This window comes from Cyclobacterium sp. 10D3-21, assembly GCF_055809755.1.
In genome coordinates this window covers 7,003,402-7,016,034 of the sequence record NZ_CM147924.1, presented here as the reverse complement: position 1 = coordinate 7,016,034, position 12,633 = coordinate 7,003,402, and the positions used below count along the sequence as shown (strand labels likewise).

Below are 12,633 nucleotides of genomic sequence, written 5' to 3'. Positions count from 1 at the left end.
TCCCTTAATGAAACTTTATTTACATATTACCGATTAAGTATATGAAAGTACATTTGATAAAGAAATCATTGAAATGGGAACTTTAAAATATAAAATTATAAAAAGTGTTGAGCAATATAATGATTACTGTGATATTCTTGAGAATTTGATAGCTCAAGAGGATTCTAACACATTAGATGAAATTGAGCTACTCACCTTAATAATTGAAAAATGGGACAAGGAGAATAATACACTTAATGACGCTGACCCTATTGTCCTATTGAAGACATTAATGTCTGATCATAATTTAAAAGCACAAGATCTAGTCAATATCCTGGAACTTTCAAAAGGAACTATTTCTAAAATTTTAAATTATCAAAAGGGTTTATCTAAAGATACGATTCGAAAATTGTCTAGCTACTTTAAGGTATCTCAGGAAGCTTTTAATCGACCATACAAATTGATTAGTGAAAAAAACAAAACTTTAGAAATTCCAGTCTTATGAGGAATAGAAAAAATACGACCCGCCAATAACTAAACATTCTGACGGCTGGATCCCTTCGACACCCTTCGGCAGGCTCAGGGACCGTGCTCAGGGACCAGTTTATTAAGTGAAAATTAGGATTATTTTGAAAGGAGGGGAGTAATAAATAAAACGGACCATATTGACCCCCTTAAATAAAATAATTGCAGTCCTCTTTCCTTTGGCAAAGTTCAATTTCCTATTAATCCTTTTGTTAGCTAAATTTTGGCTAAAGCCGGATGCTGAGTAACCATCTTTAAAAATGGGCTAAAGCCCATTCCAATTGAGTAGCTATTTTTTGGAATATGGCTTAGTTTCTATCTGGGAAGACTAAGGGGCTTCAACTACAATAAGTAAGGGTGGCAACCCTTGGACAGGTAAGCATTCATCAAATCTCCAAGCCCAAAGTGGTTGAACAAGTGCCTATATTAGTTGGGAAGCTACTTTTTGTTTTAGATTAGGACTTAAGGTTATTATTCATTATCTGTCAGTGGCTGCTAGTTTACTTCATATTATTATCTTTATAGGTATTATTAATGTAGGTTGTCAGGATCTATTTTATGCGTTAATTATAAAAATGAAGAAAGTCACCAGTATAATATTGACCTATAGAGGTGCATTAATGCATATCTGGAACACATATTATGTAATTGACCAATCGGTTGCAGGTGATTTTATTTTCGAGGTTGATAAAGCATTTTCACTTGTAGAAAAAGGACTTTTTGACTCATTAGTTCAGGCAAAAATATTTGACTATGCCCAAGAACCAGATTTTAAGGATTGTTGGGATATTTATGTAGTCCCTAGAAAACGAATAACTCAAACGAAAGCTGGCATAAAAAAAGGGCTTTATTGCGAATGGAAGGACTACGAATTTCAAAATGATAAAACGATATTCAAATTCAACAGGCTTTTCGACTGGGACCAAGAAGGTGAAATGAAAGGAGAATTTGTGAGGGTAAAACCATACAATTCTCAAAACGAAAGACCCTTTACAGATTATTTGTTCAAAATAGACGATGTAGAATTCTATATAAAAAACTAACGCCAACAATTAAGCTACAATGATGCGATTTAAGGCTTCGGTTTATTGTAGTCCTGAGCAGCCAAGATTGGGACTCTGCCTCAGGTAGTCTTCTGCTATGGGGGTTGGATAGGTTTTTTTACTTGGTTAAGGGAATTAGCTGGCATTAAAATTATTAAAATTAGACGAATTGATTGTCTAGTAGCACTTTTAAGTCCTTGGTTCATGATTTTTGAGGGCTCAGATAACCGGAGGCATAGGTGTCACAGTGCTTTTATTTAAGCTTTTTTGATAAATTTGGGGTTAATGTTTAGGATGGGTTTTGTAAATAAAACGGAGCATATTGACCCCCTAAATAGAATAATTTGCAGCCCTCTTCCCCTTGAGTAGCTATTTTTTGGAATCTGGCTTATTAGATATTCAAGACACCTGAGGGGCTTCAATAACAATATCCACGGGTGGCATCCGCGGATAGGTAATATTCCCTGAATTCTCCAACCCCAGTGGGTTGAACAATTGCCTATATAACCTGGAAAGACACTTTTTGTCTTGATTAAGAACACGGGAAATATTACATATCTGTCAGAGGATGATAGTTTGCTTCTTCTTATTATCTTTATAGGTATTAATAAAGTAGGCTATCAGGACAGTTTGATGAAAGTAGTGTGCTATCCTAAAATCGGTTAGATTAGTTTAAAATTTTAAATAAATAAAATGAATACATTGAAAGTCACAGATGAAAGTGCGGCTGGTCATATTTTGCATGAAATATCCTTGCAATTTGAATCGGAATATATAACTGTGTTAGAGCTTATCGAAGCTCGAATAAATTCGGAGATACTGCGATATGAGCAAGATGTAAATAATTATCAGAAAGGCCTTGTTTTGCCACATGACATGGAAAAACGTTTAAACAGGAAAAAAGACATTAAATTGGATCGGGAAAAACAGTTATATGTTGCACTCGAAGCTTTTAGAAATAATGGGTTTTTCATATTGGTAGATGACGAACAAGTAGATAGTCTGGAACAGAGATTTCTAGTTGACGAGTCAACTCATGTTTCATTTATTAAATTAACTCCTATGGTTGGAGGGTAATAAAAATAGAATTAGATGTTCAATTTTTTTAAAAGAATTATAAAATCAAAAAATGATGATAATGAGCTTAAAAAGCTTATTTCCGCTATTCATAATAAAGTTAATTATGTTTATAGTGCCAATGATTTATCAAGAATTGAAGAATATGAAAATTTAAAAAAAATATCAGAAGAGGAACAAAAAGTACTTATTAATAAACTCACGGATATCATCTGTTGTTTTTCTATAAAATTTGCTGAATCTAAGGGTAGGAATTCATTTAACAGTGATGATATAAACTATTTTGGCAGGCCTATTGCATTTGCTATACAAAGTGGCTTACTGCGTAGAAAATTAAATTATAATGAACATGAGTGGATTGAACTTTTGAGAAGCTTTAAAGATAGTTCAGATAAAATATCAAGGAATAATAATGGCTATTTTCATGATTTTCCCATTAATCATGCGATAAAACAAATTGAATATTATTTAAAGAATAATGAGCGATCCAAGACCCTTACTTCGTTTATAAATGAAGCATTGGAATGGGAAGAGTTTAAAAATACCTCAAATAAACAATACTTTGGTAGTGATATGGGAAAGGCCACTAAAAAATTAAGAGCCTTGTTGGTAAAGGAAGGAAATATTCCAGTATTTAGTTTAAAAACCAATGATATCGGAAATGAAGTAAATGAAATTATAAATTCTGTCAAAGAAAATAGAGATGCAATTGATCAAATCTTCTATTTAGCCTCGAATGTTACCAGTTCTAAACCGTCAAAGAAATTTAGTCAAGAAGTAGCCAAACTTCAAGACAAAATAGGCCTAGAGTCATTCAAAAAAATAGCACACAGAGTGCTAGAAACTCCATTAAATCATAATCCCTTTAATGAAAGTACCACACATGAATACAATGGTCAGGTTTATAATTATGTTGAGACCGTTTTCTTGTGTAATCCCAGCCAACAATTTATTAAGGGGATGGTTTGGACAGTAGAACGGTTCTCTGATAAGGAAACCATACGAATACTCAGTAAACTATGTGAAAAGACGTACTTAAAAATCCCAGGAAAAGGGCCAGCCGCGGCATCCATTGGAAATGCATGTGTTTACGTTTTAGGAAATATGAGAGGTAAAGATGGATTAGGAGCTTTGTCTCGGCTTAAACTTAAAATTCGACAAAACAATGTAAAAAAGACGATTGACAATCATTTAACAGAAGGGGCCAAGAAATATAATGTTTCGGTTGAGGAATTAAAGGAGATGGCTGTGCCCGATTTTAATCTTGTAAAAGGGGAAAAAATAATTCAGTTTGATAGCTATTCACTAAAGATATTTAATGAAGGAAGGAAAGTAAGCCAACAGTGGCTCAAGCCGGATGGTCTACCAATTAAAAGTGTGCCCAGTATAGTTAAAAAGAGTACTTCTTTATCTAAAAAACTTAGTGATATCCGAAAGGAAATTAAAGAAATTCAGAAGGTATACAGTGCACAGAAACAAAGAATAGATAATCAATTTATTTTAGATAGGACCTGGGATTTTGTATCATTTGAGAAGTATTATTTAGAGCATGGCTTAGTTGCTCCAATAGCCGAAAAGTTAATATGGACTTTTACAAAAGGAAATATGGTTGCCGATGCCATAACCCTTAATGGTAAATGGTATTCTAAAGAGCATAAATCAATAAATTGGATTGATGAAGAAACAACTGTAAAACTCTGGCATCCGGTAAATTCTGATGAAGAAACCATTATTGCCTGGCGGGAAAAAATGATGGAACTGGAATGGAAACAGCCTATAAAACAAGCATTCAGGGAAATTTATATACTTACAGATGCAGAAGTCAATACACGTACCTATTCCAATAGAATGGCAGCTCATATTTTAAAGCAACATCAATTTAGTTCCTTGGCTAATCTGAGAGGGTGGAAATATTCACTATTAGGTGCTTTTGATGATGGCAGAGATAATGAAATATGCGAAAAGAATTTACCAGAATTTAAGATAACAGCCCAGTTTTGGATTGATGAATTAAGTCAAGACGAGAGTTGGAATGATACGGGTATTTGGCTCTATATATCAACTGACCAAGTAAAATTTACTAAAGAAATCGGTGAGGTAATGGAGTTGGTTGATGTCCCAAAAATCATTTTCACGGAAATAATGCGTGATGTAGATATGTTTGTAGGAGTATGTAGTGTAGGGAATGATCCACAATGGATGGATAATAACGGAGAAAGACAAACAAACCGGGACTACTGGACGTCATACTCTTTCGGAGACTTAACGGAAATTGCAAAAACTAGAAAAGCTATTTTGGAAAGATTGCTTCCTCGCCTAAAAAAAATACGTGATAAAGCGGAAATTGATGGCAAATTCTTGATAATTAAAGGTGAACTTAGAACTTATAAAATCCATATTGGTAGTGGTAATATTTTAATGGAACCAAATGATCAATATTTATGTATTGTCCCATCACGATCTGCAGAAAATTCTACTGATAAAGTTTTTATTCCATTTGAAGGTGATAGAGGCTTATCCATTGTATTAAGTAAGGCGCTTTTATTAGCAGAGGATAATAAAATAACGGATTCTACAATAATGAGCCAGATAAATCGATCATAGAATCAAATAACGCAAATATTGAAATAACTAAGCATTCTGACGGCAGGAATCCTTCTGCACTCTTCGACACCCTTCGGCAGGCTCAGGGACCGTGCTCAGGGGCAAGTTCGTTGCCTTGGGGTTTAGGGTTAGAATGGGGAATGGTTTTCTTTTTTTGTAAAACGGACCATATTGACCCCCTAAAATAGAATAATTTGTAGCCATCTTCCCTTGGGCAAAACTCTTTTCTATATTAATTCTTTTGTTAGCTAAATTTTGGCTAAAGCCGGATGCTGTGTTATCGTCTTTAAAAATGGGATAAAGCCCATTCCTACTGAGTAGCTACTTTTAGGAATATGGCTCATTTGATATTCAAGAAGCCTGAGGGGCTTCAATAACAATATCCACGGGTGGCATCCGTGGACAGGTAAGAATCCCTAAATTCTCCAACCCCTGAGTGGGTTGAACAAGTGCCTTTATAACCTGGAAAGCCACCTTTTGTCTTGATTAAGAACAAGGGCAATATTACATAACTGTCAGTGGCTACAAGTTTACTTCTTATTATTATCTTTATAAGTATAAATAAAGTAGCCTATTAGGCTCTACTCTACGATTTCATCAAGAAACGCTCATGAATGAATACTTAAAATTTTCAGTGTTTTTTATTCTGACTTTTGCAATTCCAGTACATTCATGGTCGTGTACCATTTTCTGCTCAAAAGATGACCATGGATATATCTGGGCGGGTAATAATGAAGATTTTCACTTTTTTGATTTCACCACTCAGATCACAATTGCTCCTAAATCAGATTCAACCCAAGCTTATTTCTTCTTCCATTACAACAATGGCTTTCCTCAAGGTGGAGTAAATGAATCAGGTTTATTCTACGACGGTAACGCGGTAGAATCTTCTGAAATAAAAGATTTTGATATGAAAGAAACCTTCCCGGGTGAAATTCATAAAATATTAACCTTCGTTTTAGAGCGTTGTAAATCTGTTCCAGAGGTGATCAAAATATTCAATAAGTATAAAATTCCTTGGATGCAAGGAGCTCAACTTCACTTCTCAGATAAGAGGGGCAATTTGGGAATAATTACTGCAGATAGTTCATGGTTATCTAATGGAAATTTTCAGATATCAACAAATTACGATCTTAGTCATGATGATGATGATTACAAAAAGTGCTGGCGCTATCCAATAGCCCAATCAATGCTGAATAATGCCAATCCGGGTTTCGAATTATTTAGCAGCATATGCGAATCGACAAGTCAGAGAAAAGATGCTTTTACTATATATTCAAATATTCATAACTTATCTACCGGCGAAATTTGGTTTTACTATGGATGGGACTATGAAAACCCCTATAAAACTACATTTAATGATTTGATTGCTTTGGGCGATACCACTTTTTTAATTCGAAAGCTCTTTGTTAACCAGCCTCTTGTGAAGGCCTATGAAGCCTTTCTCTTGGAAGGTTTTGGTGTTAGTTTGGAAATAGTGAATTCAATTGCTGGTTCTTCACTTAGAGAGGAAAAACTCAAACTATTCTTATTGGGTATTTTGTTTGAACTAGATCAAGCAGATGGTAACCTGGTTTTTTCTAAAGATGAAAATTTAATTAGTCAGGTTATTGAGACTACTAGAGATGCAAATATTCTTTCCATTATTGCAAATCAGAACATTTCAAAGTCCAATAGAGTATCGATTAACAATAAGCTTCGAAGTATTGATAAATCAGGTATTGAAGCTCCAATTATTTATGGAATATTAGTAGTCGTAATATTCGCAGTATTATTTGCAATTATTTGGATTTGGCGAAATAAACGACATCTAACAGGCGATAAAAATTCATAGACTAACTGGGGTGCTTGCAAAAGTTGATTGGATTAGATACTTTCTAGATATTTACAAATATTAAGCCTACGAAGCTTTTGTAATCCAGTAGGTGTAAATCCTACCTAAATAATTTGCTGTTCATTTAGTAGAGTTCCCGACAGTTAAACCCGTGAGGGTTTCGCTGAAGCTCGATATGCTCAAATGTGCAAGCTAAATACATAAGTGTGAACCCGAAGTAGCTTTGAGAAGTGTATTTGTAGATGGGGAGCGTTTTGACGGTCCCAAGCCCTGGAAACTTGCATGGATTAATAGCAGTTTGAAGAGCAATGGTCTACCGGAGTCATAGGGGTGGCGTGGTTATAGATGGATAAATGCAAAACCCTGATGATTCAGGGCAGGCTGTGAGAGGGAGGTCTCTTGCCGCAAAGGGTGGCAACCATAAAGCCTATGCTTAACCGAAGATCAAAGCATATTAACCCCTATCTGATAGTTATACGAGACCGTTGGCAATAATATTGTATACGTCTTCTATCATTCACTTTGGATATTATTTACGATTACTGCAACTATTATAGTTAATTATATGCGTATTTGGTATACTTTTTGTATTTTTGATTATGAATATCATTGAAATCAACTCGGGAAAAACCTATAAAATTGAAATTATCCCTGTAGTTGAGGAGGATTTTAAATCTATCAATAAAGCTCGTTATTGGTTCAATTGGGAAGAAGAAAAGGACTATGGTTTATATAAAATCCAAATAAAAGAACAAAAGGACATTTTAGGTCTGATTTCTTTAGAGGTTATCGAAAGCGAATCTAGAATTTCAATTAGACTATTGGCCGTATCAAAGGAAAATAGAGGGAAAAATAAAAAGTATGATAATATTGTTGGATGTTTAATCGCATTTGTTGGAAAATTGTCTATAAAATTGTTCGAAGAATGGGCATGTATTTCCCTTATTCCAAAAACAAAATTGAAAGAGTATTACATGAAAGAATTTTTCATGCTTGAAGCAGGACAAAGTTTATTTTTAGATGGAGACGAATTAATTCAATTAATTAGAAAATACGATCATGGGTAAAAAGACAGTAAACAACGAATTGGATGAGTTCAAATATTTAATTGACTCACGTAATTTATCTGATGAGGAAAAATTATTAGAACGTGAGGCTATTTTGCGTGCCCGAGAATTAAGGTTTAGAAAAAGGAAAGAAAAAGACATAATTAAATCCAAGTTATTGCAACTTAAATATCGAATGGAGGAATATTTAGAAAATCCGATTTGCCATCATCAGCCTTATTTTCCTAAATTTCTAGAAAGCTATGTTGATATTCTATATGATAAAAGAAAAAATTTTGCATTTGATATAAACATCGAACCAACTACATTAAGTCACGTGATAAATAATCATCGTGAACCTAAAGACATCTTTATATATAGATTAATAGTTCATTCTGAATCTGTTTATAAGAATGTTTGTGAATTTGAAAAAGAATTATGGCCTAAAGTATATTATCAAGATAAAGTTTGTGATTTTCTTTCTTCATCTGAAAAATGGGATAAAACTGAATCAAAGCATGTTAGAAATAAAGAAATTTTAGAATAATACTATTGCCTAATAACCTAGTTTCCTGACGGCTGGACCCCTTCTCCAGGCTCAGGGACCACAGGCTCAGGGATCAGCTTATTAAGTGAAGATTGAGGATTTTTGATTTATATATTTATAACGGAACCTATTGAATCCTAAAATAAAATAATTTGCAGCCATCTTCCCTATGGCAAAGTTCAATTCAATATTAACACTATTTTTACCTTAATTTTGGCTAAAGCCGGATGCTGTATTGCCATCTTTAAAAATGGGCTAAAGCCCATTCCTATTGAGAAGTTAATTTTTGAAATATGACTTATTTGATATTTAAGAAGCCTAAAGGCTTCAATTAACATAAGCTACAGGTAGCACCCGTGGATAGAAAAGCATCTATCAAATCTGGAAGGGGTTGGACAGGAGCCTAGAGCTGGAATTGATATTTTATGATGGGAGCCTACTTTTTGTGCGGAATTAGGAAACAGGGATATTATTCTTTTCCTGCTAGTTGATATCATTTGCTTCGTTGTATCTTTATAGGGAATGGAGAAATGGCTATGAGGCGAGAGTCTAGGGGCAATTCAACCAAACTATTCATGCGATGAAAATTTGTATTGCCCAAACAAGTTCTGAAAAAGGAAACATTCAATTGAACATCCAAAATCACTTGGAATTAATTCTACGTGCCATAAAGCACAATGCGGACTTGATAATTTTCCCTGAACTGTCTATAACCAACTACGAACCTTCCATTGCCAAAAAACTTGCAACAGCTATAGATAACAGCCTTTTCAATCCATTTCAAGAACTAGCGGATAGAAATAAGATTACGATTGGATTAGGCATGCCTACAAAATCTGCTGAAGGAATAAACATCAGTATGTTGATTTTTCAGCCCAACCATAAGGGAGCTGTGTATTCCAAGCAATTATTACATTCAGACGAGCTACCGTACTTTGTATGTGGAAACAAACAAAATTTACTAAATATTAAAAGAAAAAAGATTGCGGTTGGGATTTGCTATGAAACTTTACAAAGAGAACATTTTAAAAATGCCCACCAACAGGGAATTGATATTTACATTGCCAGTGTAGCAAAATCTAAGGACGGTATTGAAAAGTCCTACAAGTATTTTTCCAAAACCGCAATTGAATACAAAACCCCAATTTTAATGTCGAATTGCATTGGCCCTTGCGACAACTTTATTGGTGTGGGACAAAGTGCAGTTTGGAACAACAAAGGTCAAATAATTGGGAAATTAGATGACAAAAATCAAGGGTTATTAATATTCGATACGGTAAATGAAGTAATAGAAATTGAACAAGTATAAATTGAAAAAAAAGGAATTATTTGGTCGATTTTAGAATTAATACCAATTAATTTCGAGATGGGATATTTGTAGTATTTTATGGCCTAACCTATCGGAAAATTTTAGTCCTAAAATCCTATTTCATAATCCGGGATGATAGAGTTAGCTTTATTAATACCTGGCCACAATGCCTACATTGAAATTCCCCATAGGGCCGTAGCCTCCTTCAAAAAAGAAACCGAAATTTTTGACAGGATAAAAACCGACACCGGTCAATAATCCTGCAGCATAATTGAGGTCCTCATTTGTTTGGTAAAGCATATAGTTGACTTGATCTTCAGGCAGATGACTATTCGATCTGTCAAATTTATCATCTACGGTGTTTAAAGTTACACCAGCATAATACTTAATATATACATCCCACTTTTCGGGCTTAAGATGGACTTGCAATTGATTGCTCAAAAATGAGGTTAGGTGTACGGTAGCTCTTAATCCTATAGGGATGAAATTTTGGTCGTAATATAAAACTTTACTGTCTGACCCCACTACAGATAAAAAGGAGTATTGCCTCTTTTGATAACCAACAAATACTCCCGTACTTATAAATTCGCCAAGGCCATAATCTAAAAACAATTCTTTGTACATACTATTGTTGCCTTGAAAATACCTGGTGTTGTTTAAGGTAGTCCCCAGGCCAAATATTTTTTCACCCTTTACTGAATAATTCTCAACATTAGGTTGGGCAATTGCAGTTAGTCCCGTGGCTATAAAAAAGGCGGCGGCTAATACTATCCTGTTCATAATCAAATCCTTAAAATGTGATTCCCTTGCCTATTGGATCCAACTTTTGGAGTTTTGTGCTACGGCAATTATTTTGCTTACTGTGACGTAGATATTAATACCAGTTAAAGTTAAACTAAGTCTTAAATAATTCAAAATAAATCTGGAAACGAGTTTTCGTAAATATATCAAAAGGGGGGCTAAGTAAATATAGGGTGTAAAAACCGATTGTAATTTCGGTTTTGATTTAAGAGAATAGGGAGGATCAAATGGTTTTACCTTATTTTTTTTCCAACGGCTCTTTTTTTATCACCTTGATTTATGCCTTAATAAAAACCTTTCTTCTCTTATACAATCCGATCACTGAATTTTAGGGCAAAAATCGTATATTATCAATTCTTTTTTAAAATAACCAAATCCAAATACGATGAAAAAAATAGTATTATTTGCTGCTTTATTCCTGATCCTGTTTCAGGTAAAGGCAGAATTAGAATTGCCGAAGGTTTTTGCTGACCATATGGTATTGCAGCGAGGCCAGGAAATACCTGTTTGGGGTAAAGCAGATCCTAAACAGTGGGTCAATGTGACCTTTCAGGGTAAAAAATACCGTGTAAAAGCAGATAAAGAAGGACAGTGGATGTTGAAAATGGACGCTTTTCCTAAAGGAGGACCTTATATTCTTTCCGTCAATACCAAAAAGGAATCCCAAGTTTTGGAAAACGTCATGATGGGCGATGTTTGGTTGCTCGGGGGACAATCCAATATGGAGTGGCCTTTGATAAAGACAATTAGTGGTGAAGACAGTGTCAAGGCGGCAAACCATCCTAATATCCGACTTTTTGAAGTTGGACGAAACCTCAGCCTGGAGGAGATAGAAGAAGTTCCTGAGGCCAAATGGTCTATTTGTTCTCCTGAGACAGTGGCCAACTTTTCAGCCATTGGTTATTATTTTGCCAGAAGGATTGAGTCAGACATGGATGTGGCCGTTGGCCTATTGGACATCAACTGGGGTGGTACACTTTCAGAAGCCTGGACCAGTGCAGATGCTTTGTTGACGCATCCTGATTTCAAAGAAAGGGTAACCACAAATCAGACTGAAGGACCTAAGGATTTTTCTGATCCCAACCTAAAACAAAAAAGTCCAAACAGCTGGCCATCCAGCTTGTTTTATGGCATGCTTGAACCAATCATTCCATTTGGGATCAAAGGTGCTCTTTGGTATCAGGGTGAATCCAATGCGCCAAGAGCTTATCAATACAGGGAAATCTTCCCTTTAATGATTGAAGACTGGAGAGCACAATGGGGTCAGGGAGACTTCCCTTTTCTATGGGTACAACTCGCCAATTACAAACAGCCAAAAGCTGATCCTGAGGACAGTGACTGGGCAGAGTTAAGAGAAGCACAAACCATGACCTTGTCTCTTCCCAATACCGCACAGGCGGTGATCATCGATAAAGGTGAAGCTAAAGACATTCACCCTAGAGACAAATGGACTGTTGGAGAGCGCCTTGCCAAAGGAGCAAAGAAAATCGCTTACGGTATGGATGTGGTTTACAGTGGACCTACCTATAAATCCATGGAAATTCAAGGCAACCAAATCCGTATTAGCTTTGACCATATCGGTTCAGGCTTAATGGTTAATGACAAATACGGTTATGTCAAAGGATTTGCAGTTGCAGGTCCCGACAAGAAATTCCATTGGGTATCAGGTCAGCAAGATGGCGATCAAATCGTTTTGGAAACTGGAGACATCAAAAACCCAGTTGCTGTAAGATACGGTTGGGCGGACAATCCTGATGATGTTAATGTATACAACAAAGAAGGGCTTCCTGCCGATCCATTCAGAACAGATGATTGGAATGGCATTACTTATGGTAAAAAATAAGTTAGCTTAATAAAATAAAACCTCT

The 12,633-nt window shown here is 35.2% G+C and carries 10 protein-coding genes; 9 read left to right on the top strand and 1 reads right to left on the bottom strand.

All coding sequences use genetic code 11. The features are described from left to right. Positions 1-73: 73 nt before the first annotated feature. The 8 genes from AC0L7T_RS27430 (at position 74) to AC0L7T_RS27395 (ending at position 9,964) form a co-directional block, all read left to right on the top strand. A complete protein-coding gene (locus AC0L7T_RS27430; protein ID WP_473339977.1) occupies positions 74-484 on the top strand; it encodes a helix-turn-helix domain-containing protein in 411 nt (136 codons plus the stop codon). A gap of 595 nt (positions 485-1,079) precedes the next feature. Then, positions 1,080-1,547 carry a hypothetical protein gene (locus AC0L7T_RS27425; protein ID WP_473339976.1) on the top strand — a complete coding sequence of 156 codons (468 nt, stop codon included), beginning with the start codon at positions 1,080-1,082 and terminating at the stop codon, positions 1,545-1,547. Between the two features lie 693 nt (positions 1,548-2,240). Then, positions 2,241-2,624, top strand: coding sequence for a hypothetical protein (locus AC0L7T_RS27420; RefSeq protein ID WP_473339974.1), 384 nt, complete (start codon positions 2,241-2,243; stop codon positions 2,622-2,624). A gap of 15 nt (positions 2,625-2,639) precedes the next feature. Beyond that, on the top strand, positions 2,640-5,228 hold the full coding sequence (locus AC0L7T_RS27415; protein ID WP_473339973.1) for a DUF4132 domain-containing protein: 2,589 nt from the start codon (positions 2,640-2,642) through the stop codon (positions 5,226-5,228). 610 nt (positions 5,229-5,838) lie between these two features. After that, positions 5,839-7,062 (top strand): Ntn hydrolase family protein, encoded by a 1,224-nt coding sequence (locus tag AC0L7T_RS27410; RefSeq protein ID WP_473339971.1) that lies wholly within the window; start codon positions 5,839-5,841, stop codon positions 7,060-7,062. Between the two features lie 599 nt (positions 7,063-7,661). Continuing rightward, a complete protein-coding gene (locus AC0L7T_RS27405) occupies positions 7,662-8,129 on the top strand; it encodes an N-acetyltransferase (protein WP_473339970.1) in 468 nt (155 codons plus the stop codon). After that, positions 8,122-8,655: a hypothetical protein gene (locus AC0L7T_RS27400; RefSeq protein WP_473339968.1), complete on the top strand. Its 534-nt coding sequence runs from the start codon at positions 8,122-8,124 to the stop codon at positions 8,653-8,655. The genes AC0L7T_RS27405 and AC0L7T_RS27400 overlap by 8 nt, the downstream gene beginning before the upstream one ends. 580 nt (positions 8,656-9,235) lie before the next feature. Continuing rightward, complete coding sequence (locus AC0L7T_RS27395) at positions 9,236-9,964, top strand: carbon-nitrogen hydrolase family protein (RefSeq protein WP_473339966.1); 729 nt, start codon at positions 9,236-9,238, stop codon at positions 9,962-9,964. 150 nt (positions 9,965-10,114) lie between these two features. Here the strand turns inward: AC0L7T_RS27395 and AC0L7T_RS27390 are convergent, their stop codons facing one another. Then, a complete protein-coding gene (locus AC0L7T_RS27390; protein ID WP_473339964.1) occupies positions 10,115-10,744 on the bottom strand; it encodes a hypothetical protein in 630 nt (209 codons plus the stop codon). Positions 10,745-11,150: 406 nt separating this feature from the next. Here AC0L7T_RS27390 and AC0L7T_RS27385 point away from each other — a divergent pair, with 406 nt between their 5' ends. After that, entirely contained in the window at positions 11,151-12,608 is a 1,458-nt protein-coding gene (locus tag AC0L7T_RS27385; protein WP_473339963.1) for a sialate O-acetylesterase, read from the top strand. The last annotated feature ends 25 nt before the right edge of the window (positions 12,609-12,633 follow it).